At 67.8% G+C, this 26,936-nt stretch carries 21 protein-coding genes; 11 read left to right on the top strand and 10 right to left on the bottom strand.

Annotation, left to right across the window (positions count from 1 at the left end):
* Positions 1–4: 4 nt before the first annotated feature.
* A complete protein-coding gene (locus CQ050_RS23210) occupies positions 5–1,624 on the bottom strand; it encodes a 5-oxoprolinase/urea amidolyase family protein (protein ID WP_105559175.1) in 1,620 nt (539 codons plus the stop codon).
* Between the two features lie 8 nt (positions 1,625–1,632).
* Positions 1,633–2,394, bottom strand: coding sequence for a LamB/YcsF family protein (locus CQ050_RS23205; RefSeq protein WP_105559174.1), 762 nt, complete (start codon positions 2,392–2,394; stop codon positions 1,633–1,635).
* 214 nt (positions 2,395–2,608) lie between these two features.
* On the opposite strand from CQ050_RS23205, the gene CQ050_RS23200 reads away from it, so the two are divergent.
* Positions 2,609–3,277: a GntR family transcriptional regulator gene (locus CQ050_RS23200; RefSeq protein WP_105559173.1), complete on the top strand. Its 669-nt coding sequence runs from the start codon at positions 2,609–2,611 to the stop codon at positions 3,275–3,277.
* Here CQ050_RS23200 and CQ050_RS23195 read toward each other — a convergent pair.
* Positions 3,244–4,680 carry a PepSY domain-containing protein gene (locus tag CQ050_RS23195; RefSeq protein ID WP_105559172.1) on the bottom strand — a complete coding sequence of 479 codons (1,437 nt, stop codon included), beginning with the start codon at positions 4,678–4,680 and terminating at the stop codon, positions 3,244–3,246. The two genes, CQ050_RS23200 and CQ050_RS23195, sit on opposite strands and share 34 nt — an antisense overlap.
* A 76-nt stretch (positions 4,681–4,756) precedes the next feature.
* Positions 4,757–5,218, bottom strand: coding sequence for a DUF2946 family protein (locus CQ050_RS30905; protein ID WP_105559171.1), 462 nt, complete (start codon positions 5,216–5,218; stop codon positions 4,757–4,759).
* A 205-nt stretch (positions 5,219–5,423) separates the two neighbouring features.
* Here CQ050_RS30905 and CQ050_RS23185 point away from each other — a divergent pair, with 205 nt between their 5' ends.
* Together CQ050_RS23185 and CQ050_RS23180 are read left to right on the top strand one after the other, a co-directional pair.
* The gene (locus CQ050_RS23185) at positions 5,424–5,807 is read left to right on the top strand and encodes a hypothetical protein (protein WP_105559170.1); all 384 of its coding nucleotides are present in this window, start codon (positions 5,424–5,426) and stop codon (positions 5,805–5,807) included.
* 10 nt (positions 5,808–5,817) lie between these two features.
* Positions 5,818–6,042 (top strand): YMGG-like glycine zipper-containing protein, encoded by a 225-nt coding sequence (locus CQ050_RS23180; RefSeq protein WP_105559169.1) that lies wholly within the window; start codon positions 5,818–5,820, stop codon positions 6,040–6,042.
* Here CQ050_RS23180 and CQ050_RS23175 read toward each other — a convergent pair.
* From CQ050_RS23175 to CQ050_RS23160, 4 genes are all read right to left on the bottom strand, one after another.
* Positions 6,039–6,773 (bottom strand): ribonuclease activity regulator RraA, encoded by a 735-nt coding sequence (locus tag CQ050_RS23175; protein ID WP_105559168.1) that lies wholly within the window; start codon positions 6,771–6,773, stop codon positions 6,039–6,041. The genes CQ050_RS23180 and CQ050_RS23175 overlap by 4 nt on opposite strands.
* 144 nt (positions 6,774–6,917) lie before the next feature.
* Positions 6,918–9,326: a TonB-dependent receptor gene (locus tag CQ050_RS23170; protein ID WP_199196910.1), complete on the bottom strand. Its 2,409-nt coding sequence runs from the start codon at positions 9,324–9,326 to the stop codon at positions 6,918–6,920.
* Between the two features lie 166 nt (positions 9,327–9,492).
* The gene (locus CQ050_RS23165) at positions 9,493–10,461 is read right to left on the bottom strand and encodes a FecR family protein (RefSeq protein ID WP_105559167.1); all 969 of its coding nucleotides are present in this window, start codon (positions 10,459–10,461) and stop codon (positions 9,493–9,495) included.
* Entirely contained in the window at positions 10,448–10,951 is a 504-nt protein-coding gene (locus CQ050_RS23160) for a sigma-70 family RNA polymerase sigma factor (protein WP_105559166.1), read from the bottom strand. Before CQ050_RS23160 ends, CQ050_RS23165 begins: the two co-directional genes overlap by 14 nt.
* Before the next feature lie 295 nt (positions 10,952–11,246).
* On the opposite strand from CQ050_RS23160, the gene CQ050_RS23155 reads away from it, so the two are divergent.
* Genes CQ050_RS23155 through CQ050_RS23135 form a run of 5 tightly spaced genes read left to right on the top strand, consistent with a single transcriptional unit; the run spans position 11,247 to position 16,125 of the window.
* Positions 11,247–12,014 carry an endonuclease/exonuclease/phosphatase family protein gene (locus tag CQ050_RS23155; RefSeq protein ID WP_105559165.1) on the top strand — a complete coding sequence of 256 codons (768 nt, stop codon included), beginning with the start codon at positions 11,247–11,249 and terminating at the stop codon, positions 12,012–12,014.
* Positions 12,011–13,213: a cardiolipin synthase ClsB gene (clsB, locus tag CQ050_RS23150; RefSeq protein ID WP_105559164.1), complete on the top strand. Its 1,203-nt coding sequence runs from the start codon at positions 12,011–12,013 to the stop codon at positions 13,211–13,213. Before CQ050_RS23155 ends, clsB begins: the two co-directional genes overlap by 4 nt.
* Complete coding sequence (locus CQ050_RS23145) at positions 13,210–14,211, top strand: lysylphosphatidylglycerol synthase domain-containing protein (RefSeq protein ID WP_105559163.1); 1,002 nt, start codon at positions 13,210–13,212, stop codon at positions 14,209–14,211. Before clsB ends, CQ050_RS23145 begins: the two co-directional genes overlap by 4 nt.
* A gap of 35 nt (positions 14,212–14,246) precedes the next feature.
* Positions 14,247–15,380, top strand: a complete 1,134-nt coding sequence (locus CQ050_RS23140) for a DUF3182 family protein (RefSeq protein ID WP_105559238.1) — start codon at positions 14,247–14,249, stop codon at positions 15,378–15,380.
* On the top strand, positions 15,367–16,125 hold the full coding sequence (locus CQ050_RS23135) for a S9 family peptidase (protein WP_105559162.1): 759 nt from the start codon (positions 15,367–15,369) through the stop codon (positions 16,123–16,125). Before CQ050_RS23140 ends, CQ050_RS23135 begins: the two co-directional genes overlap by 14 nt.
* Positions 16,126–16,158: 33 nt before the next feature.
* On the opposite strand, the gene CQ050_RS23130 is transcribed toward CQ050_RS23135, so the two are convergent.
* Together CQ050_RS23130 and CQ050_RS23125 are read right to left on the bottom strand one after the other, a co-directional pair.
* Entirely contained in the window at positions 16,159–16,557 is a 399-nt protein-coding gene (locus CQ050_RS23130) for a PRC-barrel domain-containing protein (RefSeq protein ID WP_105559161.1), read from the bottom strand.
* Between the two features lie 83 nt (positions 16,558–16,640).
* A complete protein-coding gene (locus tag CQ050_RS23125) occupies positions 16,641–18,410 on the bottom strand; it encodes a thiamine pyrophosphate-requiring protein (RefSeq protein WP_105559160.1) in 1,770 nt (589 codons plus the stop codon).
* 252 nt (positions 18,411–18,662) lie between these two features.
* Between CQ050_RS23125 and glgA the strand changes: the two genes are divergently transcribed.
* The 3 genes from glgA to treS are packed head-to-tail and all read left to right on the top strand — an operon-like array spanning position 18,663 to position 26,915.
* A complete protein-coding gene (gene glgA / locus CQ050_RS23120; RefSeq protein WP_105559159.1) occupies positions 18,663–20,249 on the top strand; it encodes a glycogen synthase GlgA in 1,587 nt (528 codons plus the stop codon).
* Between the two features lie 15 nt (positions 20,250–20,264).
* Positions 20,265–23,537, top strand: a complete 3,273-nt coding sequence (locus CQ050_RS23115; RefSeq protein ID WP_105559158.1) for an alpha-1,4-glucan--maltose-1-phosphate maltosyltransferase — start codon at positions 20,265–20,267, stop codon at positions 23,535–23,537.
* A 21-nt stretch (positions 23,538–23,558) separates the two neighbouring features.
* Positions 23,559–26,915, top strand: a complete 3,357-nt coding sequence (gene treS / locus CQ050_RS23110; RefSeq protein ID WP_105559157.1) for a maltose alpha-D-glucosyltransferase — start codon at positions 23,559–23,561, stop codon at positions 26,913–26,915.
* The last annotated feature ends 21 nt before the right edge of the window (positions 26,916–26,936 follow it).

Raw genomic sequence — 26,936 nt, 5'->3', positions numbered from 1 at the left:
CAGGTTATGGCGTTGCGACCGGTGCCGCGGGGACGTCGACCGGGACAAATTCAGAAATGGGATTGAAGCGCACGCGCGCGCCGATGGGAATCTGGGCCGCGCGGTCCAGGTGCCAAGGGGCTACGGAACCGATCACCGGGTAGCCGCCCGTCAACGGGTGGTCGGCCAGGAACAGCACGGGCTGGCCGCTGGCCGGCACCTGGATTGAACCTTTGCGCGTGCCCTCGCTGGGCAGTTCGGCGTGGTTGGCGCGTTGCAGCGGGCGTTCACCGTTCAAGCGGATGCCCACGCGGTTGGACTGGGGGGTGACGGTCCAGGCTTGATGGGCCAGCAGCGCCACGGCATCGGCGTCGCACCAGTCGGTGCGCGGCCCCAGGACGACGTCCAATACGACCTCGGTGTCTTCCGCAGGCAGGTCGGCCGCCGGCAGTTCCGGCGCGCCGACGATGGCGCCCTGCCCCACGGGCAGGATCCCGATGCGGTCGCCCGCGGCCAAGGCGTCGGGCCCGACGTGCGCAAGCGTATCGGTCGAGCAGCTGCCCAACACGGGCGCCACGTCGAAGCCGCCGCGCACGGCCAGGTAATAGCGGATTCCCGCCACGGGCTGTCCCAGCGTCAGCGTGTCGCCATCGTTCAAGGCGATGGCCTCGTGGCTGGGCACGGTCCAACTGGCTCCCGTGGCGTCTCGTAGCGCAAGCTCGCCTTGGGCGCCCGTCACCGCCGCGACGCACGCGCCACGGGCGCGGACCTGGAAGCCGCCGTACACGATTTCGATGCAGGCCTGGCCCGGCGGGTTACCGACCAGCCGGTTGGCGGCGCGAAGCGCGCCCCGGTCCATCGCGCCCGACGCCGCCACGCCCTGGCGTGCCTGCCCGGGCCGGCCCAAATCCTGGAAGACGGCTTGCAGGCCGGGCGCCACCACTTCAAGCGATGCGCTGGCGTCGTCGATCGGCCGGAACCCGGCAGGCGTGGCGCGCGCGGCGGCTGAAGGCGCAGCCGTCGAAGCGGCCGCGGGGCCGGCGTCGATGAAGCGGACGCGATAGCCGGGCTGGAGCAACGCCGGCGTGTCGCGGGACAGATCCCACATGGCCACCGGCGTTACGCCCAGGATCTGCCATCCGCCCGGGCTGGCTTGCGGATAGACGCCGCTGAACGTACCGGCCAGCGCCACCGCGCCTGCGGGAATGCGGGTGCGGGGCGTCTTGCGACGGGGCACATCCAGGCTGGGGTCACCGCCGCTGAGGTAGGCAAATCCGGGCGCGAACCCGGTGAAAGCGACGCTGTAGGTGCCGCCGGTGTGCCGGCGCACCACTTCCTGGCGCGTGATGCCAAGCAGCGCCGCGACTTCATCCAGGTCTTCGCCGTTGTAATGCACGGGAATGTCGATCAGTTTGCCTTCGCGCGCGACACGGTTCGAGGTATCGCGGGCGCCGATATCGGCGATCAGCGCCTCGCGCGTCACGGTGTCGGGCCGGAACACCACCAGCACGGTACGCGCCGCCGGCACCAGCTCGGTCACGCCAGCGATGGGCCTGGCCTGCAGCGCATCAAACAGCGCCAGGGTCTGCTCAAGATCGTCCAGTTCAACGAGCAAGGCATCGGTATTCACGGGCAAAAAGCGCACGAGGCCTCCTAGGCGGCAAACGAGCGAATGGTAACGCCAGCCTGCTCCAGGCGGCGGCGCACTTCGCGCGCCATGCCCACCGCGCCCGGACTGTCGCCATGCACGCAGATGGAGTCCGCCTCGACGCGCGTCAGCGAACCGTCGATGGCTTCAACCAGGCCGTCTTCCACCAGGCGCAGCATGCGCTGCGCCACCACCTCGGGATCATTCAGCACCGCGCCTTTTTCCCGGCGCGACACCAGCGTGCCTTGCGGCGTATAGGCCCGGTCGGCGAACGCCTCGGCCACGACCCGCAAGCCGCGCTCGCGCGCCAGCGCCAGCAATGGCGAACCGGCCAGCCCGACCAACGCCAGCGACGGGTCCACCGCAAGCATCGCCGTGATGACGTCGTTGGCCTGGCGCGCATCGTGCGCAATGGTGTTGTAGAGCGCGCCGTGCGGTTTGACGTAGCTGACCTGCGTGCCGGCCGCGGCGGCCAGGCCTTTCAGCGCGCCAATCTGATAGATAACGTCGGCGACCAGGTCGGCGCTGGCGACATCCATGTTGCGGCGTCCGAACCCGGTCAGGTCCGGGTAGGACACGTGCGCGCCCACCGCCACGCCGTTGGCCGCCGCGCCCTTCAGCGTGGCAAGGATGCCGGCCGGGTCGCCGGCATGAAAGCCGCAGGCCACGTTTGCGCTGGACACCAGCCGCAGCATCGCGGCATCGTCGCCCATGGTCCACGCGCCCAGGCTTTCGCCCAGGTCGCTGTTCAGATCTATGCTAACCATCGCTTGCTTCTCTATTGACCGTCAGAGCCGGATGCAGGGCTTCTGTTACAGGATTGTTCTACAATATCTATAAATAGTAGATCAAACGACAGTCCATTGCCTATCAGTATTTCCACCCGGTCTGCACAAAACAGGCGGATGTGAGGGGCAATCTGGTGGGGGCTCAGATACACTCATACGGAAAGGCCATCCCGCCTATGCAGATTTCCCGTCAATGACCGATCCCCACGCGCACCAGACCCTGACCGACAAAGTCACCGAACAGATCCGCCGCCGGTTGATCAACGGCGAATTCGCGCCCGGCCAGCGCCTGTCGGAAGCGACCCTGACGCAAAGCCTCGACGTATCGCGCAATACGCTGCGTGAAGCCTTTCGCAACCTGACCAAGGAAGGCCTGCTGACCCATTCACCCAACCGTGGCGTTGCCGTGGCGGTGCCCAGCATGGCCTCCATCATCGACTTGTATCGCGTGCGGCGCATGATCGAATGCCAGGCGCTCGCGCAGGCGTACCCGCATCACCCGGCGCACCAACGCATGCGCCAGGCGGTGGACGATGCGGTCGCCTGCCGGCTCAGCCACGACTGGCCGGGCGTGGGCACGGCCAACATGGCCTTCCATATGGCCATCGTGGAACTGGCCGACAGCGAACGGCTCAACGCCATGTTTTCGCTATTGCTGGCCGAACTGCGGCTGGTGTTCGGCCTGCTGCAGGACCCCGAATTCCTGCATGCGCCCTATGCCGAAATGAATGCGCGGATTCTGGAATGGGTCGAGGCCGGCGAATTCCAGAAGGCCGCCGATGCGCTCAAGGACTACCTGGCGCAGTCCGAGCGCATCGTGCTGGCAAGCTATGCGCGCCGCGTCAGCGCCTTGGGCGGCTGAGCCCGCCACGACCGCAGCGCGTCCACCACCAGGAACGCCAGCAGGCTCGCCCCCATTGCCGGCAGGCACCACCCCAGCGCCAACGCCACGACCGCCACCCCAAGCCGCCCCGGCCACGACAGCTCACGCCACGCTTGCGTCAGCGTTTGACCGGATGCGCCCGACACCGGGCGGCGCAGCCACCACATGCGGTAACCCAGAACAATCATCGTGGTCAGCGCCACGCCGATGGCCGCCATCAGCAATTGGTTGGGCCAGCCGAAGAGAATGCCCATGTGCATGTCCACGCCCCAGCGGATCAACTTGGCGATCAACGGGAAGGTGGCGAAATCGGCGCGGCTGGTGATGGCGTAGGTGGCCGGGTCGATGGCGATGGTGTCGACCTGCGTGGGCCACGACCGGTCCACCTCCCGCACCGTCCAGGCCTGATCCGCCGCACGCGGTGGACGAATCTCCAAGGCGTCGCTGTCGATGCCGCCCGCCCGGGCGGTCTGCCGGATGCGGTCGATATCGCCCACCGCGGCGGACGAAGGCGCCATGGCCATGCCGGCCATGCCCGCCATTGAGCCGTGATGATGCGCGTGTTCGCCCTCGCCTGCGCCCTGCCCGGGCAGCGCCCCGGCGGCGGGCAGCTTCGACGAAATTGACGGTGTGATCCAGCCGAGTTGCGCGCGCAGCTGGTCCACGCGCCCGCCCGCCCAGTTCGACCAGGTCAGCCCCGTCGCGGACAGGAACAGCAGGCCGACCGCCAGCCACAACCCCAGCAACACATGCCAGCGTCGCGTGCGCAGCCGCGGACTGCGTGCCGCCCCGGCCGCATGGCGGCGGCGTCCCGCCCACCACATCGCCAGCCCGCCCAGCGTGGCAAGCCACATCCATGACGCGGCCAGCTCGCTATAGTTGCGGCCCACTTCGCCCAGCATCAGGTTGCGGTGCAGATAGTCCAGCGCCGTGCGAAATGGCAGCGTGCCGCTGGTGCCGTAGACGATCAGGTCGCCCTTGATCTCCAGCGTGGCGGGATCGACGAACAAGGCGCGGCTTTCAGAATCGCCCAGGCCGGGCTGCGTGAACATGACGCGCGTGGTGTCGCCCGGACCGGGCGCCGGGCGCACCGCGAACAGGCGTGGCCCTGGGCCGATACGCGCCTGCGCCGCCTGGACCTGGCTGGCCAGGGATTGGGCCGGTCCTGTCGACGCGGTGCGCAATTGATCGGCATACAGCAGGTTTTCGATCTGGGGGGTCAGCACGAATAGCGTGCCGGTAATGGCCGCCACCAGGATGAAGGGGCCGACGAACAGCCCGATATAGAAATGCAGGCGGGTGATCAGCGCCATCAAGGCGCTGCGGCCCGCGGTCCGTTCACGCCCGGGCGCGGTGCGGGAATCCAGCGTTTGCGTGGACATGGGGTCCTCCGAATACGAACGACGCCGCCCAATGCGGGCGGCCTTCATGCGCGCGATGCGCGCACGTCGACAGGGGTCATTCGAGTATCGAAGGCGGGGCGCGCGATCCCAGTGGCGGGCCGGCGGCCGGCATGGCCGGACGCGGACTATCAACCTGCGCAGGCGTCTGCGCGAGCCAGCGCAACAGCACCGGCGCCACCGCCATCATCGGCGGCACATCCAGCACCTGATGCGCGCTCAGGCCAAACGGGCATTCCTGTCCGGCCGCGCCATGGTCGCCGGGCGCGCCGCCGCCATGATCCCCGTGGTGGCCGTGGTGCGCGTCCATCTGGGCGGCCGGCGCCCGCAGCACCGGCGGCAAGCCGCCGCCTGCCGCGCAAAACCCCAGCGCCAGCCGGCCTTGCCGGAGCGCGTCGATATCCGGCATATAGCCAACCGGCACCCAGGCCCGCACCACCAGCAACAGCAGGAGCAACAGCCGCCCGATATCGGCGGCGAACGCGGTACGAGGGGAGCGACAGGAAAGTCCGGTGCGCATGGGCCCAATCCAGCACGCCGGCGGATTCCGGCGCGAAGCTGGAATTCTACCCGCCGCCTTGCGGCCGACGGCCAACGCATTCTGCTTGCGGATGCCTTCTTTCGGGCATAAATTGAGCAGACCCGTTTTGGCCCGGGCACCCTGCCCGTCCAACGCGGCGTCGAAAGGTCGTTTTTTATCTTTTAAGCCCGCGAGGAGCGTTGCGATGAAAGTGAAACACCTGTTAGGCCCGGCAGCCCTTGCGCTGTCTCTGCTGTTCACCCCGCCAGGCGTCGCCCAGACCGCCGACCCAGCGCCCATCATTACCGGCAAGCAATGGACGGAATCAGACGCCAGCCATAAGAAAGCCTACCTGCTGGGAATCGCCAACCTGCTGCAAGTCGAACGCGCCTACCAGGAACGGCGCAAGCTGAACGACACCCAGACGCTGGTTCCCCGGTTCACGGCCGGCCTGCAATCCCACACGCTGGATTCGGTGCGCGACGGCCTGGACCGTTGGTACGCCGCGAACCCCACCAAGCTGGACCGCCCCGTGATCGAGACCCTGTGGTTCGAGATCGTCGTCCCCGGCGCCAAGCGCAAGCCTTGAAGGAGCCGTCATGAAGCTTATTCGATCGATTGTCATCAGCGTCGCGATCGGGACGCTTGCTGCCTGCACGAACATGTCGCCGAAGCAGCAAGGCACCGTGTCGGGCGCGGCCATTGGCGCCGCGGCGGGCGCGGGCATTGCCGCCATCGCTGGCGGCAGCGCCTGGACGGGAGCCGCCATCGGCGGCGTGGCGGGCGGCGTCGCGGGCAATATCCGCGGCGGCAACTCCTACTAATTGGGCATTGCGCCCTGCTTGGCACGCCAGGCCTGATACCGGGCCTGGTTTTCCTGATTCGGCGGATACAGCCCGGGCAACTTTTCCCCTGCCTCGACCTGCTGCATGATCCAGCCTTCCAGCCGTTCCTGCTCGATGGCGATGTCCACGACTTCGTCCAATATGGCGGCCGGGATCAGCACCGCGCCGTCGCGGTCCAGCACGATCACATCATTCGGAAATACCGCGACGCCGCCGCAACCGACAGGTTCCTGCCAGCCCACGAAGGTCAGCCCGGCAACCGACGGCGGCGCCGCCGCCCCGCTGCACCACACCGGCAGGCCGGTGCCCTCGACGCCTTCCAGGTCACGGACTACGCCGTCCGTCACCAGCGCGGCCACGCCGCGCTTGTGCATCCGCGCGCAGAGAATGTCGCCGAAGATGCCGGCATCCGTCACGCCCATCGCGTCGACCACGGCGATGCAGCCTTCGGGCATGTCTTCAATCGCGGCCCGCGTTGAAATGGGCGACGCCCACGAGGCCGGCGTGGCCAGATCCTCGCGGGCCGGCACGAAGCGCAGCGTGAACGCGCGCCCCACGATCCGCCTGGCACCCGGCGCCAGCGGCCGCGCCCCGCGCAGCCACACGTTGCGCAGCCCTTTCTTGAGCAGCACGGTGGTCAAGGTGGCGGTGGTGATGCCGGACAAGGCCTGAACGACGCGCGCGTCCAAAGGCTGAGGTGCAATCGTCATGATGCAGGTTCTCCTGGAATGGAATTCGATTGTGACCCCGCGCAAACCGCAATACAACACGGCTTTTGCAGATTCAGAATCCGTTTTTTATACCTGCTTCCTTAGCGTTCGGGTGTGCGCCGTGCCGCGCGCGCGCCTTAGCGCTTACCAGCGGTGCTGGTACGTCAACGTCAGCACCGTGCCGGCCGCCGGAAGACGGCTGGTGTTGGTGCCGCTGCGCATCAGTTGGCTGTACAGCGGGTAGTACTCACGGTTGAACAGGTTTTCGATGCCGACCGTCACCGTGTCCTTCTTGGTGAACTGGTAGCGGCTCATGACGTCCACCGTGAAATAGCTATTGACCTCGCGCCGGCCGAAGCTGGCGACGCCATCCAGGCGGTAGTCCTTGCTGGCGTAGTAGTTGGCCTGCAGGCGGTTGCTCCAGCGCTCGTTCGGCCGGTATTGCACGTAGCCCGTCACCTTGACCGGCGGGATGCGATACCCCGTCATGTTGCGCCATTCACCACCCTCCGGCTGCTCCTGCCCCTTCATCCATGTGAACGTGCCGCCCGCGCCCCAGCGTTCGTCGTCCGTCAGATAGTCGGCGGCCGCTTCCACGCCGTACACGCGTTCCTTGGTGCGGGTCAGGATCAGGCCATTGTTGAAACTCTGCACATCGCCCAGCTTCGAGGTCGTGTAGAACACGGCCAGCGACGCCGTCGTGTTGCCCAGGCCGCCGCGCCAGCCCAGCTCGTAATTGTTAGTCTTGACGGGTTCCAGGTCCGACGAGCCGATGTCGAAGCCCGGACGCGCGTTGCGCATCTGCACGCCGATGTCGGGCAACTGGAAGCCCTGGCTGAACGACGTGTAGAACTCTTGCCCGCGCACCGGCTCGTAGCTCAGGCCCAGGTTGAACAGCAAGGCGTCGTAGTTCACGGTGCCGCCCTGCACGGTCGCCGGCGACGGCACCCGCGACTGCGACAGCGGCACGAAATCATTGAAACGCGCGGACGAATATTCGTAGCGCACGCCGCCCTGCCCTGACCATTGGTCGTTGATGCGATGTTCCAGCTGGCCAAAGATACCCGTGCTGCGGGTGGTCAGTTCCGGCATGTAGGTCAGCGTGCCCGTCTTGCGGAATACGCGGCCGCCACTGCCGTCGAAGGCGGTCGGATCGAAAATGTCGATCGGCATGTCGCTACGTTCCTGGTTGAAGTCCGCACCCCACAACAGGCGGGTCTTGTCGGAATCGCCCAGTGGCGTGTCGATCGTCAGGCGGCTGCCCATCACCTTGGAATTCTGCATGGCCTGGTCCACGTTGCCGCCCCGCGTCACCACGGCGCGGGCGTCGAACGGCGTGAAGCGCGTGTAGTAGTCGCGGTAATAGACCTGGGCCGACAGCTTGCTGCCCCACAGGTTCTGATGCTGGTATTCCAGGTTCACGAGGGTATTGCGGATCTGGTTCTGGTCGGCCAGCACCAGGCCGTCCAGCGGCAAGGCGCGCGCCGTGCCCGGCGGCAGGCGGGCCACCGACGGGTCCGACCCGTAATCGCTGTCCTGGTCGGCGTTGTAATAGCTGGCCGACAGTTGCACGCGCTGATCGTCGTCGATGCGCAAGCCGAGCTTGCCGCCCAGACTGTAGATGTTGGAGTCGAACAGGTCGCCCTGGCTGGGCTCGGAGGCGATGCGGCGGCCCTGCGCGTCGTAGGAGGCGCCGTTGTGGCGCGCGCCCAGATCCAGCGCGTAGTCCAGTTTGCCCTGGCTGCCCGCGAAATGCTGCTGCAATTGGCCGCCAAGGCCATCGGCGCGCAAGCGGCTCAGGGGCGACACGGCGGTCAGCGTGGTTTCGGACACCGGTTCGCCGCCTGCCGGCCGCGTGGTGACCGAGACGATCCCGCCCGTGGCGCCCGCGCCGTAGATCGAGCTGCTGCCGCGCAACACTTCGACCCGCTCGATGATGGCCGGGTCGATGTTGGCCAAATTGCGCGACGAATCGCGGTTGGTGTTCAGCGGAATGCCGTCCACCAGCACCAGGATGCCGCGACCGCGCAGTGTCTGGCCATAGTCGGTCATCGTGCGGCTGGAATCGGCCATGCCCGGCACGACCTTCGACAGCACCGTTGCCAGGCTGTCGGACCCCGTGCGCAGTTCCTGCAGGCTGTCGCGTTCCAGCACGATGGTCTGCTGCACCGGGCTGACCAGGTTGCTGGCCATGCGCGAGGCGCTGACTTCGATCGGCGCGAGCACCGTCGGGGCGGCCGCGCCGGCAGCGCCGGCGGGTTCAAGAATGATGGCGCTGCCTTCGTGGCGGGCACGCAGCGGCGTGCCGCGCAGCAAGGCATCAAGCGCCTGGTCGGGCGTCATCGTGCCGGACACGGCCGGCGCCTGGATGCCTGCCACCGCTTGCGGGGTGTAGAAGATCTGCAGGCCATGCTGCTGCGCCAGCGTTTTAAGCGCGCCGTCCAGCGGCTGGGCCGGCACGTCCACCGCAACCGGCGGCGACGCGGCCCACGCGGCAGGCGCCCCCAAGGCGATCAGCACCGCCGCGCTAACGGCCCGGATCCGGCCGCCCATCGGCTGCGCGCGCTTGTTCTTATTGCGATCCACTTCATCCTCTCCTGAGTCGGGCGGTCTCCGGCCCCCTGGCCGGATGTGCCCCGCGTTAAGAGAGAAGACGCGAAAGCGGAAAAAAACCTGAATGCCCGACCGAAATATTTTTCAAGGCGTGTGGATCGCCGCCTTAACGGGCCACGACTTCAGCGCGTCCGTCGGGCAACTTGCGCACCGTCACCGGCAGGATGTGCGGCAACGCGGTCAGGAAGGCGTCGGTGTCGTCGATGCGGAACACGCTGGTCAGGCGCAGGTCGGCCACGCCTTTGTCGCCGCCCAGCACCACCGCCTGCGCGCGGTAGCGCGACACCTCGCGCACCGCGCTGGCCAGATCGGTGTCGCTGAAGACGATCTGCCCCGCGCGCCAGGCCAGCGCCGACGCCACGGGCGTCGTCTGCGGCGGCTCGACCTTGCCCGACGCGGTAACGCGGGCACCCAGCCCCGGAGTGACCGAGACCGCACTGGCAGCGTCATCTTGCCGCCCGGCCACCCGGACCGAACCGGATTCGACCAGGACGCGCACTTCCTGCGCATCCCGGCGGACATCGAAACGAGTGCCCGTCACCGTGGCGGTGGCCAGGCCGGCATCCACCACGAACGGACGCCGGGCGTCCTTGCCGACCGAGAAGAGCGCCTCGCCTTCCAGCAGTTCGACCTGCCTTGCGTCGGCGCTGAACCGCAGCTTCACATGGGTACGGCTATTCAATTCGGCACTGGATCCGTCCGGCAACGCCACCACTCGCCGTTCTCCCGGCGCCGTGCGGTATTCGGCCGTCTGCACGGCCAGCGGCTGCTGCCGCTGCCAGAACAGCACGCCGGCCCCCACCGCCAGCGCCGTCATGCCAAGCGCCAGCACCTGGCGCCGGCCCGATGACCGCGCGCGCCGGCGCGGCTCGGCCAGCGCCCGCAGACGGTCCGTCGGCACCTCGGCGGCGGCTTGCCAGATGGATTCCAGCACGCGGTATTCATAGGCATGGCGGGGATCGGCCGCCAGCCACGCCTGCCACTCGGCCTGGCCCGCGGCGTCCAGTTCCCCGGATCGTGTCCGGGCAAACCATTTGGCGGCTTCGGCGCGCGCGGCATCGCTAGCTGGGCGCATAAGCCCCCAGCCGTTCGCGCAGATGCAAGGCGGTGCGGATCATGTACTTTTCGACCATGTTTTTGCTCAGGCCCATGCGCTCGGCGATCTCGGCCTGGGTCAGGCCTTCCAGACGCTGCCAGATGAAGACCTGGCGGCACTTGAGCGGCAATTCGGCCAGCGCCGTTTCCAGCGCCTGCCCCAATTGCTGCGTGCGCGCCTGCGCCACAGGGTCGCCCAGCGCGCTGGGATGGGCCGCTATGGTATCAAGCGGCACCCACTCCTGCCCGCCTTCCCGGCGAAAGCTGTCGATAGCCGTATTGCGCGCCGCCTGGTGCAGATAGGCGCGCGGCTGTTCGACATGGGCGGAACCGGCCTCCAGGCATTTCACGAAGGCGTCATGGGTCAAGTCCTGGGCGGCGTCGCGGCATCCCAGCTTACGGGTCCAGACGGCGAGCAGTTCTTCGTAATAGGCAAGAAAGCCGTGTGGACGGGACCGTGAGGATGACATGGGGTGAGTTCTAGGCGAAGCGGCATGATAATGCTTTTTATTACCGATTGCCACGTTCGCGGCGGCGAACGGCACATCAGTGTGGCGCGCGGCCTTCAAACAAAAAACACGGCAGTGGCCGCTTTGTTGCAATTCGTAAGACACCGGAAAATTCTGCCGGGCGTACCGGCTTTTCCGCACCATTGCGCCCCGCCAGCGGCGTCGGCATCGGGGCGATCACCCCTCGCGAGCGGCGTCGGGGCACCCCGGGCACGCTAATTGCGCCTGATGTGGGTTTTCCGCCTACGGAGAGTCCATGCCTGCCCCGACCGACGATTCCCCTCGGGTGTTAACGGTACTTACCGTCAACACCCACAAGGGATTCACGAGTTTCAACCGGCGCTTCATGCTGCACGACCTGCGCGCTGCGTTGCGCGGCGCCGCGCCCGACGTGGTGTTCCTGCAAGAGGTGCTGGGCGAACATCAGGCACACGCCGAACGGCACCCGGCCGCGTGGCCGGCACTGTCGCAATACGAATTTCTGGCCGACACGCTGTGGTCCGATTTTGCCTACGGGCGCAACGCCGTCTATCCCGCAGGGCATCACGGCAACGCGATCCTGTCGCGCTACCCGATTGACCGATACGAGAACCATGACGTCAGCGTGGACGGACACGAAGGCCGCGGCCTGCTCCACTGCGTGCTGCGCGTCCCGGGAAGCGCGCCGGTGCATGCGATTTGCGTGCACCTGGGTCTGCGGGAACGGCACCGCGGGCAGCAATTGAACCGGCTGTGCGAACTGGTTGGACGCGACGTGCCGGCCGACGAACCGTTGCTGATTGCCGGCGACTTCAATGATTGGCGGCTTACCGCCGACCGCCTGATGGCCAGTTGCGGCACGCAGGAAGTCTTCACCACGCGCGTGGGCCGGCCCGCTCGCACCTTCCCCGCGCGATGGCCGTGGCTGCGGCTGGACAGGATCTACGTGCGCAATGTGCGCGACTGGCGGCCGGTGCCGCTGGCGTCCCGAGTCTGGTCGCGGCTGTCCGACCACGTACCCATTTCGGCGGAGATCGCGCTATGACGACCGTTGATCTGGGGTGGCGGGAAGGCAATCGCTATACGCTGCTGGAGAACGGCGAGGCCTACTTCCCCGCCGTCCGCCGCGCCATCGATTCGGCCACCCGCGAAGTGCTGGTCGAAACGTTCATTCTGTTCGACGACAAGGTGGGCCAGGCGCTGCAGCAGACGCTGATCGCCGCCGCCCGGCGCGGCGTCAGCGTGGACGTGCTGGTGGATGGGTACGGGTCCGACGAACTGACGGACGAGTTCATCGGCGCCATGACGGAAAGCGGCGTGCGCTTCCACATTTTCGACCCGCGGCCCCGGCTGCTGGGCATTCGCACCAACGTGTTCCGCCGCATGCACCGCAAGACCGTGGCCGTGGACGGCCGATGCGCCTTGGTGGGCGGCATTAATTTCTCGGCCGACCACCTGCCCGACTTCGGTCCGCAGGCCAAGCAGGACTACGCGGTGCAGGTGGATGGGCCGCTGGCTGCGGATATCGCCGACTACGCCCGGGCGGCGCTGAAACGGAATGCGCCGCGCCGTTGGCGGCGGCGGGCGGCGGCATCGGTGCCCGACGGCGACGGCGGGGGGCGGCTGGTCGTGCGCGACAACCAGGCCCATACCACCGACATCGAACGCTATTACCGCGCCGGCCTGCGTTCGGCCAAACACGACGTGCTGATCGCCAACGCCTATTTCTTCCCCGGCTATCGCCTGCTGCGCGACCTGATCAGCGCCGCGCGCCGAGGCGTGCGGGTGCGCCTGCTGCTTCAAGGCGAACCCGACGTGCTGGTGGCGCGGCTGGCCGCCTCGATGCTCTATGACTACCTGATGAGCGCGGGCGTCGAGATCTTCGAATATTGCAAACGGCCGCTGCATGGCAAGGTGGCTTGCGTGGACGACGACTGGTGCACCGTCGGGTCCAGCAACCTTGACCCCTTGAGCCTGGCGCTGAACCTGGAGGCAAACGTCGTGGCCCGCGACACGTCGCTTAACCGGGCGCTGCGCGACAGCCTGGACCACCTGATCGAACAGGACTGCAAGCGGGTGCCGATGAGCCCCAAGCCCACGCGGGTGCTGCGGCGTTTCTGGGTGGGCGTGGTGGTGTTTCACTTCCTGCGGCGCTTTCCGGCCTGGGCCGGCGCGCTGCCTGCCCACAAGCCCAAGCTTCAGACCATCAAACCCGCCGCTCCCGGCGAAGGCGAGGCGGCATGAGAGTGTTCCGAACGAACTTCATGCGTTCCTTGCGCCACCGCTGGCCGCGCATCAAGAAGGTGCTGCCCTGGCTGATCCTTGCCCTGGTGGCCGGGCTGCTCTTCTATTTCGGGCGCTCGGTCGACTGGCCGCAAGTGTGGCAAGCCATGCGCCGCATTCCCCGCGACGCCCTGTTGCTGGCCGGCGGCCTGACGGTGCTTGGCTACCTGAGTTATGGCGTGCTGGACTTGCTGGGCCGCCGCTACACCGGCCACAAGCTGCCGATGCCGACCGTCCTGGGCGTGGCGATCGTGAGCTATGCGCTGAACCTTAGCCTGGGGGTGCTGGTGGGGGGCCTGGGCGCGCGCCTGCGCCTGTATGCCCGATTGGGATGCCGCAAGGCGGTCGCCACCCGCGTCGCCCTGTTCGCCGCGGCGTCCAACTGGATCGGCTATGCCTGGGTGGCCGGCACGGTGTTCGTCAGTGGCGCCATGCCCGTGCCCGAGGGCTGGGATGTGGGTAGCGGCGTGCTTCGGCTGATGGGCGCCGCCATGCTGGCCGCGGGCGCCGGCTATGTGTGGGCATGCGCCCGCGCGCGCCGGCGTTCGGTTACCTGGATCGGGCAGCACGTCACATTGCCGCGGGCACGCATGGCGGTGTTGCAATGTCTGTTCGCCGGCCTGTCATGGATGTTCATGGGCGCCGTGGCGTATGTGCTGTTGCAAGGCAAGGCGCCCTATCCCGTCGTGTTGGGCATTTTGCTCAGCGCCAGCTTCGCAGCGGTGCTGACGCGCGTGCCGGGCGGGCTGGGCACCACGGAAGCGATCTTCATTGCCGTGCTGTCGCCCAAATTGCCGTACTCCGAGGTGCTGGGCGCCGCCCTGGCGTACCGGGCCTGCTATGCGCTGGCACCCATGTGCCTGGCATTGGCCGCATTCCCCTTGATGGAGGCCCGCATTGCGTGGCGCAAGCGCCATGCGAATGCAAGCGTGCCAGGCCACGGGAAACCTTCCCTGTAGCGGGGCCGGGCACGCCGCTTGCTGCTATGGCGGCCATGACAAAACACCCGTCCCCATCCGAGTCCGACCTGGTGGTCGCCTATCCCCGCCGCGCCAACGCGTCGGAACATGAAATCGCGTCACAGGAAGCCCTGGCCTCGCGCCTGGCCGCATTGCTGGGGCGCCGCTTCGAGCCGGGCTACCGGCCCAGCCTCTATCGAGATGCGCCGCCGCCCTACTACGTGCCCGACCGGACGATCATCGGCCTGGTCCTTGCCGCGCGGTTGGGCATCACTCGCGCCGCCGATCTGTATGGCGGCGTTGCCCCGCATTCCTTCGTCGCGGGGAAATCCATCACCCACGGGTTGCCGGACCCGCATTCCAAGGCGCCTAAAGCCTGGGTCGCCGGCCTGGCTGAAACACTGCGCGACGTGGTGCTGACGGGATACACCGCCTTCACGCCGCAAGACGCGGAGACCGCAGGCATGCGGCTGCTGAAACGCGGGCCGCTACGCATCAAGCCACCCGATGGCACGGCGGGGCGCGGCCAAGTGGTCGTGCGCAACGCGGCCGAGTTGCACGCGGCACTGGCGAACCAGTCCGTCATGGCCATGCGCAGGCTGGGACTGGTGCTGGAGGAAGATCTGGAAGACGTCGCCACCTACAGCGTGGGCTGGTCCCGCGTCGGAAAGATGGAGATCTCGTACGTCGGCACGCAATCCCTGACCCCTGACAACGGGGGCGTATCGGTCTACGGCGGCTCTGAGCTGCGGCTGGCGCGGGGCGGCTTCGACGCCTTGCGCGCCCTGGACCTTGCCCCCAGGGAGCGCCAGGCGGTAGACCTGGCCTGCCGCTACGACACCGCGGTGTCCACGGCCTACCCCGAGCTGTTCGCGTCGCGCCGCAATTACGACATCGCGTTCGGACGCGACGCCTCGGGACAAACGCGCGCCGGCGTTCTTGAACAATCCTGGCGGGCGGGCGGCGCAAGCCTGGCCGAACTGGCGGCAATGCAGGCCTTTGCGTTGTCGCCCTCGCTGGCCACCGTCCGCGCCGCCACCCGCGAACGGTACGGCGAGAACCAGCCGCGGCCGATCCCGCAGCATCTGGTCTTTCATGGGAAGGACTCCGCCGTCGGCCATATCAGCAAATCAGGCGGCGTACTGGAGGATGCCGATGGCGGCGCATAGCGATCCCATCGCGCTATCGGTCGACGGCCAGGTGCTTGATGGCACGTTCCTGACGCCGGAAGACAAGGTGCCCGGAGTGCTGTTCATTCACGGTTGGGGCGGCAGCCAGGAATTCGACCTGTCGCGCGCCAAGGGGATCGCGGCGTTGGGGTGCGTGTGCCTGACCTTCGACCTGCGCGGCCATGCCGCCACCCGCCAACAGCAACTGCAAGTGACCCGCGAAGACAATCTGCGCGATGCGATGGCGGCCTACGACCGCCTGGCCGCGCACCCGTCACTGGACTCGGGTTCCGTCGCGGTGGTGGGCAGTAGCTACGGCGGCTACCTGGCCGCGCTGCTGAGCGGCCTGCGGCGCGTGCGCTGGCTGGCGCTGCATGTGCCCGCCCTATACAGGGACGACGAATGGCTACTGCCCAAGAACCAGTTGAACCGCGACGTGTTGCGCGCCTACCGCAACACTTACGTGCCGCCAGAGTCGAATCGCGCGTTGAAAGCCTGCGCGGAATTTTCCGGCGACGTGCTGATCGTGGAGGCCGAACACGACACCTTCATCCCGCATTCCACCATCATGAGCTACCGCTCCGCGTTCCGGCGGTCGCATTCGTTGACCCACCGCATCATTGATGGCGCCGACCACGCCCTGACGGAAAAATCCTCGCAGCGGGCGTATACGTCGATCCTGGTCAACTGGGTCACGGAAATGGTGACCGGCGCGCGGATGGGAGATCCGCGGCCGGCGCCTTGAGGCACGCCGGGCCGTGCGGCCCGGCGCCGCGGCTTACCAATAGATGTCTTGCTTGTAATAAGTATGCAGGCTGCGCGCCCACGTTTCGTCCGCCATGCTGGGCCAGTTGTCCTTATCGAAGCCCGGCGCGTTCTTCAGCGTTTCCTTGTCGACGTTCAGGACGAAGCACTTGCGGTCCGTGTCCAGCGTCAAGGCGCCCCAGGGAATGGCGAAGAGCTTGTCGCCGATGCCAAGCACACCGCCGCGCGACAGCACGGCATACGCCACGCGGCCACGCGGCACATCGATCATGATGTCCTTGATCGATCCCAACTCCTCGCCGGCGGAGTTGTACACATCATTGCCTTCCAGCGTGTCCGCCGCCATGACCTGCGGCCCCGGGCCGCTCGGGTCGCTCTTGGGGCCGCCCACGATGTTGGTTTGAGTTTCCATGGTCTATCTCCTTTGCCGGGCTTTCGCCCCGCGTTCTTGTGGCAGGAATCCCCTCCTCCGCAAGCGCCGTGCCGCAAGGCCGGTCAACTTGCCCACCACTGCTTGATCGTGGCGCGCAAGGCCGCGCCGCCCGTGGTTGCGCCCTCTTTGCGCAGCGCGGTCATGTACGCGCCGACCTGTTTCAACGAGATATGCGGCGGCATCGGCGGCACTTCGGGGTCGGTGACCATTTCGAGCACGGCAGGCCGGCCGGCGGCAAGCGCGCGGTCCCACGCGGGGCCGATCTCGTCCGGTTCGGTCACCCGGATGCCCTCAAGGCCCAGCATGCGGCCGTAGTCGGCATACGAAAACGGCGGCAGCCATTGCGAGTCGCCAAACCGCGGATCGCCGCCCATGACGCGTTGTTCCCACGTCACCAGGTTCAAGTCGCCGTTATTCAGCACCAGCACCACCAGCGTCGGGTTGGACCAATCTTTCCAACGATGCGCAATCGTGATCAGTTCATTGATACCCAGCATCTGCATCGCGCCGTCCCCCACCAGCGCGACCACCGGCCGCCCCGGATGCGCCAATTTGGCCGCCAGCGCGTATGGCACCCCGCAACCCATGCTGGCCAATCCGCCCGACACCGATCCCATCATGCCGTCGCGCAATTGCACGTCGCGCGCATACCAGTTGGCGGCCGTGCCGGAATCGCAGGTGACGATGCACTGCGCCGGCAGCCGCCGCGACAATTCCAGGAACGGACGTTGGGGATTGATGCCATTGGCCTGGACCATGGCGCGCGCCGCCACCGTCTCGCGCCAGCGCGCCACGCGTTTTTCGATCCCCTTGCGCCAACGGTCGGACGCCTTCGGTTCGAGCCGGGGCAGCAACGCCTGCAAGGTCAGGCGCGCATCGCCCACCAGGCCGGCTTCGACCGGATAGCGCAGGCTGAGCTTGCGCCCATCGACGTCGATCTGCACGGCCCGGGCCTGCCCCTCTTTCGGCAGGAATTCGGCATAGGGAAACGATGTGCCGACCATCAACAACGTGTCGCATTCATTCATCATTTCCCAACTGGGTTGCGTGCCCAGCAGGCCGATGGCCCCCGTCACGTAAGGCAGTTCGTCCGGCACCACCGCCTTGCCCAGCAGGGCTTTGGCCACGCCCGCGCCCAACCGGTCGGCCACCGCCTGCACCGCTTCGCCCGCCTCGAGCGCGCCCGCGCCCACCAGCATCGCCACGCGTTCGCCCCGGTTCAGGATCGCCGCGGCATTGTCCAGCGCCGCCTCCGGCGGCACGGCGGCGTGCGACGTCAGGCCGATGCCGGTATGCACCGTGCCATGCTCGCGGGGCGGCGCCTCCACGGCCTCCAGGTCCTGCACGTCGTTCGGAAAGATCAGGCAGGTCACGCCGCGCCGCTCCATCGCGATACGCATGGCGCGGTCCACCATATGGCGCACCTGCAGGGGCGACGTCACCATGTGCACGAAGTCGTGCGCCACGTCCTTGAACAAGTTCACCAGGTCGACTTCCTGTTGATAGTCGCCCCCTAGCGCGCTGCGCGCCTGCTGGCCCACGATGGCCACCACCGGCTGATGGTCCAGCTTCGCGTCGTACAGGCCGTTGAGCAAATGGATGGCCCCGGGGCCGGACGTCGCCAGGCACACGCCGACCTGCCCGGTGAACTTGGCGTGGGCGCAGGCCATGAACGCCGCGCCTTCCTCGTGGCGCGTCTGGATGAACTCCAGGTCCTTGTTTTTCCCGAACGCGCCGATCAACCCGTTGATCCCGTCGCCGGGATAGCCAAACACGCGTTGCACGCCCCATTCGCCCAACCGGGCGAGCACAAAATCGGAAACGGTTTTCAAGTTGACGCTCCTTGCCATGGTTGTCGGGAACCCCAGCGCGCCGCAACCGCCATGCCTGGCAGCGCCGTTTCCAGGGGAAATGGTGCGCCGCTCCCAGTTTTACAAAAGTCAGCAACAACGACACCCGGCGCCCCGGCCCCGGGCGGCGCGCCATTGTGGCGGCGACGCGGGCACGCCTCTTGCGCATTGAAAGGCTTACGGAATCGGGCCCCCTTTTTCAGTGGCCCTCCGACTCTCCCCGGAGCAACAAGCATGGCGACGACGACAATACTCATAGTGGCTGCCGAAGCATTCCCCCTTGCCAAGACAGGCGGGCTTGGGGACGCCATCACCGGCATGGCGCGGGCGCTGTCCGAACGCGGCATCGCCGCGACCATCCTGCTGCCCGCGTATCGCGGCGTGACGCGCCGCCTGGCGGGCGCGCGTGAAGTGGCCAGGCTGGACGACCTGCCAGGAGGCGACGCCCGACTGCTGGCTGGCGTGTGCCCCGCCTCCGAGCTGTCCTTCCTGCTGCTGGAGAACGACGCGCTTTATGACCGCGCCGGCCTGTACATGAACGACGACGGCCAGGAACACGCGGATAACGGGGTGCGCTACGCCGCCTTGTGCCATGCCGCCGTGCGGGTCGCGCAGGGATTGCCCGGCCTGCCCCGCCCCACCGTGGTGCATGCGCATGACTGGCACGCGGCGCTGACGCCGTTGCTGTTGCGCGAAGCGGGCGTCCAGGACGTCAAAAGCGTGCTGACGATCCACAACCTGGCTTTCCAAGGGCAATTCCCCCTTGAGGACGCCCCGGCCCTGGGCATTCCTCCCGCGTGCCGCAGCGAAGACGCGATGATCGCCTGGGACAAACTGAACTTCATGAAGGCAGGCATCCGCCACGCCGACCACCTGACGACCGTCAGCCGCACCTATGCCCGCGAGATCCTGACCCCGGCATTCGGTTGCGGGCTGGATGGCCTGCTGCGCGAGCGCGCCGCGGACCTGATGGCGATTCCCAACGGCATCGACACGGCCCTGTGGGACCCCGCCCGCGACCCGCAACTGGGGCCGTTGCGCTACCACGCTGGGGACTTGGCGAACAAGCGTCTGTGCAAGACCGTCCTGCAGCGCGAGTTCGACCTGCTGCCGGACGCCCAGGCCACGCTGGTGGTGCTTGGCAGCCGCCTGACCGAACAGAAGATGGCGGACGTGGCCGCCGAGGCGCTGCCCCGTGTGCTGGATGCCCATGCCGACATGCAGGTGGCCATCTTGGGCCAGGGCGACCGGCGCCTGGAAAACGCGCTGGCGTCGCTGGCCACCCGATACCCGAAGCGCTGCGCCACGCGCATTGGCTACAACGAGACCGGCGCGCACCGGCTGCATGCCGGGGGCGACATCCTGCTGCATGGCAGCCGCTTCGAGCCGTTCGGACTCACCCCGCTTTACGCCATGCGCTACGGCACCGTGCCCATCGGGTCGCGCGTCGGCGGCATGGCCGACACCATTGAAGACCCGGGCGCCGACGCGCCGCTTACCGCCATGGCGTTCGCCAATGGCCTGTTGTTCGATGGGGACAGCCCGGACGCCATGGCGGACGCGCTGTCCCGCGCGATGCACTTGCGCCGGCACCCGACGCTGTGGCGGGCGATGCAACGCAACGGCATGACCCGGGATTTCAGCTGGCAGCGCGCCGTCGGTCCGTATGAACAGCTTATCCAGGCCCTGGCCGGGGATTCCACCGTCGAAGACGCCGCCGCCGTGCCCGCGCCGGCCCAGGCGTCCGAGGCGTCCCAAGCATCCCAGGCGGGGCACCGGCGAACACGGCAGGCGCGCGGTTCCATGCCGATGCCCCTATAAGCGAGGCGCAACCGCATGACCGCCACCGTCCCCCTTACCCCGGCCCCCCATACCCCGCTGCGCATCTGCCATGCGAGTCGAGGCTTTCCGGACGGTGCGCCGGTGGAAGGCGACGCCGAGTGGGACACCAGGCTGTCGCGCATTCGCCAGGCGGGGTTCGATGCCGTGCTGATCGCGCCGCCCTGGTTGCGGCCCGCCGGCGCGCCTTCGCTGGCGCCCGTCGACGCCGACCTGAGCCCGGCGTCGAACCAGACAGAGCCGATCACGGACAGATTGTCGCGGCTGGCGCAGGCGGCCGCGAATCACGAGCTGGCGTTGTGGGTCCGCGTAATGTTCGACCGCGTCTCGGTGGATGCCAGCCCCGGCACCGCGCCGCCGGGCTGGTACCGCGCGCACCCCGAAGACCCGGCGCGGGACCCCCGCCTGCCTGTCAGCGATTGGGGGCTGATGGCGCTGAACGACGGCCCGCCCGACGGCTTCACGGCCTCGTGGGGCGCGCGGCTTGCGCGCTGGGCCGACGCCGGGGTGACGGGCTTCCTGTTCGAGGCCCCGCAGTGCCTGCCCGCCGTGGCGTGGCAGGAACTGTTGGCCCCCTTGCGGCGGCACGCGACGCAACCGCCCTGCGTGGCCTGGACGCCCGGCATGAGCCCGCCGCAACTGGAGGCGTTGCGCAACGCTGGCTTCGACGGCGTGTTCTCGTCGCTAGCCTGGTGGGACTACAAGTCGGGTTGGCTGGCGGAAGAGGCCGCGCGGCTGGAGAAAGTCGCCCCCGTCCTGGCCTGCGTCTCGCCCTTGGATGGCTCGGCGTCCGCGGCCGTGCCGCCGGCCGACGGCCGCCGCGCCTGGGCTGCCGCCTTTACCGCCAACGGCTGGCTGGCCGACGAAGCGGATGTCGATTCGCCCGGCCCGGCGCGGCAGATCAACCAATGGCTTGGCGCACTGCCGTTGCAAACGGGCCGGCCCCATGTGCTGGGCGGCCGTGACGGCCGCGCGACGCTGGTGCTGCGCGACGCCGCGGAAGGCGCAACCGCGATCCTTGCCTTGAATCCCGCCGATTCGGCGCTGGCCCGGATCGATTGGGATGCCGTGGCGTCCTGCCTGCCGCCTGGCGACATCGCGCCGCACCCGGACGCCGGAATGCCAATGCCGGATGGCGATGCCCTGGCCCCCGCCGGCTACGCGGTGATGGCGATCACGCCGATGCCGCCCGTGCGCGAAGCCTCTCGCCACCCCGGCCCCCGCACGGAAGGCGGCGCCGGTTTGCGCATCGCCATCGAAAGCGTCTCTCCCGCCGTGGACGACGGCGCGCTCCCGGTCAAATGCGTGGTCCACGAACGCGTCACCGTGCAGGCGGATCTGGTGATGGACGGCCACGATCGCATCGGCGCCGAATTGCGGTGGCGCGCGGCCGACGAGCCGAACTGGCGCCGCGTACCCCTGCAACTGATCGCCAACGACCGCTGGCAAGCCAGCTTTCGCCCGCGCCGCATCGGGCCGCACGAGTTCCAGGTCGCCGCATGGTTCGACGCCTGGGAAACGTTCCGCCACGACCTCGAAGTCAAGCATCGGGCCGGCCGCGCGTTGGGCCTGGAAATCGCCGAGGGTCTGCAATTGCTGCGCGACGCCGACAGGCGCGCCAGCCGCCTCCCCTCCGCAAGCGATGGCGCGGCCGAAATCAAGCGCGTGCTGAAGGCGCTGCCGGACGTGCCCGCCGACGCCGCGCCGACGGATGAGCAGGTCGCCCTGTTGCTGGGCGCCGGCCTGGCCCACGCCATGCGCGAACTGGACGCGCATCCGTTTGAATCCGTGACCGCCACGCGGTATCCGGTATGGGTCGACCGCCCGCAAGCGGCCCACGGCGCGTGGTATGAACTGTTTCCCCGGTCGCAGGCGCGCGAACCCGGCCGCCACGGCACCTTCGACGACGTCATCGCGCGGCTGCCCGACATCCAGGAAATGGGGTTCGACGTGCTTTACATGCCGCCCATTCATCCCATCGGGCGGCGCAACCGGAAAGGCCCCAACAACAGCCTGACCGCCGGCCCGGACGATGTCGGCAGCCCCTACGCCATCGGCGCGGCCGAAGGCGGCCACGACGCCATCGACCCCAAGCTGGGCACGCTGCCGGACTTTCTGCGGCTGGTGGAGGCGGCGCATGGCCACGGCATGGAAGTGGCGCTGGATTTCGCCATCCAGTGTTCGCCCGACCATCCCTGGCTGCAGGCGCACCCCGACTGGTTCTCGTGGCGTCCGGACGGGTCGCTGCGCTACGCCGAGAATCCGCCCAAGAAGTATGAAGACATCGTCAACGTCTCGTTCTACGGCCCGCCGCCGCGTCGCACCCGCAAGCTCTCGTTGTGGCGCGCGCTCCGTGACGTGGTGCTGTTCTGGGTCGACCATGGCGTGCGCATTTTCCGGGTGGACAATCCGCACACCAAGCCGCTGCCGTTCTGGCAATGGCTGATCGCCGAAGTGCATGGCCAGCATCCCGACGTGCTGTTCCTGTCCGAAGCGTTCACGCGCCCGAAGATGATGTACCGGTTGGCCAAGGTGGGCTTCACGCAGTCCTACACCTATTTCACGTGGCGCAACGAAAAGGCCGAACTGCAGGCCTATCTGGAAGAAGTTTCGCGGCCGCCGCCGGCCGATTTCTTCCGCCCGCATTTCTTCGTCAACACGCCCGACATCAACCCGCTGTTCCTGCAGACCTCGGGCCGCGCCGGCTTCCTGATCCGCGCAGCGCTGGCCGCGATGGGAGCCGGCCTGTGGGGCGTCTATAGCGGATTCGAGCTGTGCGAGGCCGCCGCCGTGCCCGGCAAGGAGGAATACCTGGATTCCGAGAAATACGAGCTGCGTCCGCGCGACTGGCGCCAGGCCGGCAATATCCGCGCCGAAATCGCCCGCCTGAATCAGATCCGCCGCGCCAATCCCGCGCTGCAAACGCACCGCGGGCTGACCGCGGTCGCCAGCGGGAATGATCGCGTGCTGGCCTTCTTGAAGGCCACGCCCGGTCTGGGCAATGTCGTGCTGACGGTGGTCAGCCTGGATCCGTTCAACCCGCAGACCGCGTACCTGGAGCCGCCGTTGTGGCGGTTCGCGGAACGGGGCGCGGAGGTCGCGGCGCATGCCGGCGCGGTGCATGCCGGCGCGGTGCAGGCCGGCGCGACGCAGTTGACCGCCGAAGACCTGCTGACGGACAGCCGCGACACCTGGCGCGGCGCGGCGCGCGCCGTGACGCTGTCGCCCGACCAACCCTATCGCGTCTGGCGCTTGTCGCTGCATGGCTGACGCCGCCCGGAGCCCAAGAACATGATCAGTGAAACCCAGCCCCTCAAGGACGACGGCCTTTGGTATAAGGACGCGGTCATCTACCAGTTGCATGTGAAGTCGTTCTTCGATTCGAATGACGACGGGGTGGGAGACGTGCCCGGCCTCATCATGAAGCTGGACTACATCGCCAGCCTGGGCGTGAACACGATCTGGCTGCTGCCGTTCTACCCGTCGCCCCGGCGCGACGACGGCTACGACATCGCCGACTACCGGGGCGTGCACCCCGACTACGGCACCGTGGCCGACGTGCGCAAGCTGATTCGCGAGGCGCACGCCCGGGGCCTGCGCGTGATCACCGAACTGGTCGTGAACCACACCTCGGACCAGCATCGGTGGTTTCAGCGCGCCCGCACGTCGCGTCCGGGCTCGGCGGCGCGCAATTTCTATGTCTGGTCGGACAACGACAAAGCCTACGCCGGCACCCGCATCATCTTCTGCGACACCGAAAAGTCGAATTGGACCTGGGACCCCGAGGCCCAGGCGTATTTCTGGCACCGCTTCTATTCGCATCAACCCGACCTGAACTACGACAACCCTCAGGTCCTGAAGGAGGTGCTGTCCGTCATGCGGCACTGGCTGGACATGGGCGTGGACGGGCTGCGGCTGGACGCCGTGCCGTATCTGGTGGAACGCGAAGGCACCAACAACGAAAACCTGCCCGAGACGCACCAGGTGCTAAAGCAGATACGCGCGGTGATCGACGCCGAATACCCGGGCCGCCTGTTGCTGGCGGAGGCCAACCAATGGCCCGAGGATGCCCAGGAGTATTTCGGCGCGGGCGACGAATGCCATATGTCGTTCCATTTTCCGCTGATGCCGCGCATGTACATGGCGATCGCGCAAGAAGATCGGTTTCCCATCACCGACATCATCCGCCAGACGCCCGACATTCCGACCACCTGCCAATGGGCCATCTTCCTGCGCAACCACGACGAGTTGACGCTGGAAATGGTGACCAGCCGCGAACGCGACTACTTGTGGAGCGTGTATGCCGCCGATCCGCGCGCGCGCATCAACCTGGGCATCCGCCGCCGGCTCGCGCCCTTGCTGGAACGCGACCGCCGCCGGGTCGAACTGATGAACAGCCTGTTGCTGTCGATGCCGGGCACGCCGGTGCTGTACTACGGCGACGAACTGGGCATGGGCGACAACGTGCACCTGGGCGACCGCGACGGCGTGCGCACGCCCATGCAATGGTCGCCCGACCGCAACGGCGGATTTTCGCGCGCAGACCCCGAACGCCTGCCGCTGCCGGTGCTGATGGGGCCGCTCTATGGCTACGAGGCCGTCAACGTGGAAGCGCAGCAGCGCGACCCGCATTCCCTGCTGAACTGGACGCGCCGCATGTTGGCGCAGCGCCGCCAGACGCACGCCTTCGGGCGGGGGTCGCTACGCTTCATCCTGGCCGGCAATCGCAAGATCCTGGCCTATCTGCGCCAGTGGAACGACACCATCATCCTGTGCGTGGCAAACCTGTCGAACGCCGCGCAACCGGTGGAATTACCGTTGCAGGCCTTCAATGGACGGGTACCCGTCGAGATGCTGGGCGGCACGCCTTTCCCCGCCATCGGCGAACTGCCCTATCTGCTGACGTTGCCGCCGTATGGCTTCTACTGGATGGACCTGAGCGCCGACGCCGCCCCGCCCGGCTGGCACGCCAGCGGCCCGGCGCAGATGCCCGAGCTGACAACGCTGGTACTGAAATCGCGCGGCGGCGCCGCGCTGACCGACGCCTCGCGCGTCACGCTGGAAAATGAAGTGTTGCCCGAATACCTGGCGCGCCAGCGCTGGTTTCCCGGCACGCACGCGCCCGCCCGGGTCCGGCTGGCCTACGCCACGCCCTTCACCGGGGCGGGCGGCGAGTACTACTGGGCCGAAGTACAGCCTGAAGACGGCGTCGACGGCTGGCGCGCCCAGGCCCCCTTCGTGCTGGTATGGGACGAAACGGCCCAAGTCCAATACCCCATCGCACGCGTGCGCCGGGGCGCCGAAGTCGGCACGCTTGCCGATGCCTTCCTGCAACCGGGCTTTGTGCTGGGCGTGATCGACGCCTTGCGCGCCGGGCGCGAGCTGGACGGCCGCGACGGCGGCAAGCCGGGCGACAAGCCCGGCGTCATCCGCTATCTGCCGGAACCGGGCCTGACGGCGCTGGACCTTGGCGAAGACCCCGCGCTGCAATGGATCAGCGGAGAACAATCCAACAGTTCGGTCATCCTTGGCGGGCAGGCGATCCTCAAGCTGATACGCAATGTGCAGCCCGGCGTGTCGGCCGAAGTTGAAATGACGCGTCATCTGACCCGCGCCGGCTACGCCAACATTCCCGCGCTGCTGGGCGAAGTGCAGCGCGTGGATGCCGACAATGTTCCGCATACGCTGGCCGTGCTGCACGCCTTCGTGACCAACGAAGGCGACGCCTGGACCTGGACGCTGGACTACCTGAAGCGCACGCTGGGCGCCGCGCTGCTGGGGGGCGACAGCCCCGAAGAATTCGAAGCCAGCCTGGAAGGCTACGCCGTCATGGCCGCCACGATCGGGCGTCGCCTGGCCGAGCTGCACAACGCCCTGGCCCAGCCGTCCGACGATCCTGCCTTCGCTCCGCGCACGGCCACGCCCGAAGATGCCGACGCGCATGCCACGCGGGTCATCGCCCAGCTGGACCGCACGGCCGAAGACCTGCGGGCGGTGCTGCCTGCCCTGGAGGCGCCGTCGCGCGCCTGCGCGCAGTGGTTCTTCGAGCACCGCGCGCGCCTGACCCAACAAGTCAGCGCCATGGCGCAGGCGCTGACCGGCGCGCCGCTGACCCGCGTGCATGGCGACTTCCATCTGGGGCAAGTGCTGGTGGCCCAAACAGACGCCTACCTGATCGATTTCGAAGGCGAGCCCATCCAGTCCTTGCAAGCGCGGCGGCAGGCGGCCAGCCCGTACAAAGACGTCGCCGGCATGCTGCGTTCGTTCGATTACGCCGCCGCGTCCATCGCGCGTGGCGATCCCCTGGGCGGCGCGCCCACGGACGCCAATGCCGGCCCCGCCGATTCGACCGCGGCGCCGGGCGCGCCAGTGGAACTGCGCGACACCTTGCTGGCGCGGTTCGGCTCACGGGCCGCCGAGGCGTTCCTGCAGGGGTACGCCGAAGCCGCCACCACGGCCGTTGCGCGGCCCGCCACGCAGGAGGAGCCCTTGCTGAAACTGGCATTGCTGGAAAAAGCCGCTTACGAGGTCAGCTATGAAGCCGCCCATCGTCCCGACTGGATCTCGATCCCGCTGTGCGCCTTGACGGAGCTGGCCCGAGAGCAGCTGCAGGCCGCCGCCATCAGCACCGAGGAAAAATCCCAATGAACCGCCGCCCCACCCCCACCC

Source organism: Achromobacter sp. MYb9 (genome assembly GCF_002975275.1).
Taxonomy (GTDB): Bacteria; Pseudomonadota; Gammaproteobacteria; order Burkholderiales; family Burkholderiaceae_B; genus Achromobacter.
Note: the sequence above shows the minus strand (reverse complement) of the source record. Positions and strands in the feature narration are given on the sequence as shown.

Excerpts from the sequence above, each read along its gene's own strand:
- CQ050_RS23205 (WP_105559174.1), bottom strand. The coding sequence starts at position 2,394 with ATGGTTAGCATAGATCTGAACAGCGACCTGGGCGAAAGCCTGGGCGCG.
- CQ050_RS23200 (WP_105559173.1), top strand. The coding sequence starts at position 2,609 with ATGACCGATCCCCACGCGCACCAGACCCTGACCGACAAAGTCACCGAA.
- CQ050_RS23195 (WP_105559172.1), bottom strand. The coding sequence starts at position 4,680 with ATGTCCACGCAAACGCTGGATTCCCGCACCGCGCCCGGGCGTGAACGG.
- CQ050_RS30905 (WP_105559171.1), bottom strand. The coding sequence starts at position 5,218 with ATGCGCACCGGACTTTCCTGTCGCTCCCCTCGTACCGCGTTCGCCGCC.
- CQ050_RS23185 (WP_105559170.1), top strand. The coding sequence starts at position 5,424 with ATGAAAGTGAAACACCTGTTAGGCCCGGCAGCCCTTGCGCTGTCTCTG.
- CQ050_RS23180 (WP_105559169.1), top strand. The coding sequence starts at position 5,818 with ATGAAGCTTATTCGATCGATTGTCATCAGCGTCGCGATCGGGACGCTT.
- CQ050_RS23175 (WP_105559168.1), bottom strand. The coding sequence starts at position 6,773 with ATGACGATTGCACCTCAGCCTTTGGACGCGCGCGTCGTTCAGGCCTTG.
- CQ050_RS23170 (WP_199196910.1), bottom strand. The coding sequence starts at position 9,326 with ATGGGCGGCCGGATCCGGGCCGTTAGCGCGGCGGTGCTGATCGCCTTG.
- CQ050_RS23165 (WP_105559167.1), bottom strand. The coding sequence starts at position 10,461 with ATGCGCCCAGCTAGCGATGCCGCGCGCGCCGAAGCCGCCAAATGGTTT.
- CQ050_RS23160 (WP_105559166.1), bottom strand. The coding sequence starts at position 10,951 with ATGTCATCCTCACGGTCCCGTCCACACGGCTTTCTTGCCTATTACGAA.
- CQ050_RS23155 (WP_105559165.1), top strand. The coding sequence starts at position 11,247 with ATGCCTGCCCCGACCGACGATTCCCCTCGGGTGTTAACGGTACTTACC.
- clsB (WP_105559164.1), top strand. The coding sequence starts at position 12,011 with ATGACGACCGTTGATCTGGGGTGGCGGGAAGGCAATCGCTATACGCTG.
- CQ050_RS23145 (WP_105559163.1), top strand. The coding sequence starts at position 13,210 with ATGAGAGTGTTCCGAACGAACTTCATGCGTTCCTTGCGCCACCGCTGG.
- CQ050_RS23140 (WP_105559238.1), top strand. The coding sequence starts at position 14,247 with ATGACAAAACACCCGTCCCCATCCGAGTCCGACCTGGTGGTCGCCTAT.
- CQ050_RS23135 (WP_105559162.1), top strand. The coding sequence starts at position 15,367 with ATGGCGGCGCATAGCGATCCCATCGCGCTATCGGTCGACGGCCAGGTG.
- CQ050_RS23130 (WP_105559161.1), bottom strand. The coding sequence starts at position 16,557 with ATGGAAACTCAAACCAACATCGTGGGCGGCCCCAAGAGCGACCCGAGC.
- glgA (WP_105559159.1), top strand. The coding sequence starts at position 18,663 with ATGGCGACGACGACAATACTCATAGTGGCTGCCGAAGCATTCCCCCTT.
- CQ050_RS23115 (WP_105559158.1), top strand. The coding sequence starts at position 20,265 with ATGACCGCCACCGTCCCCCTTACCCCGGCCCCCCATACCCCGCTGCGC.
- treS (WP_105559157.1), top strand. The coding sequence starts at position 23,559 with ATGATCAGTGAAACCCAGCCCCTCAAGGACGACGGCCTTTGGTATAAG.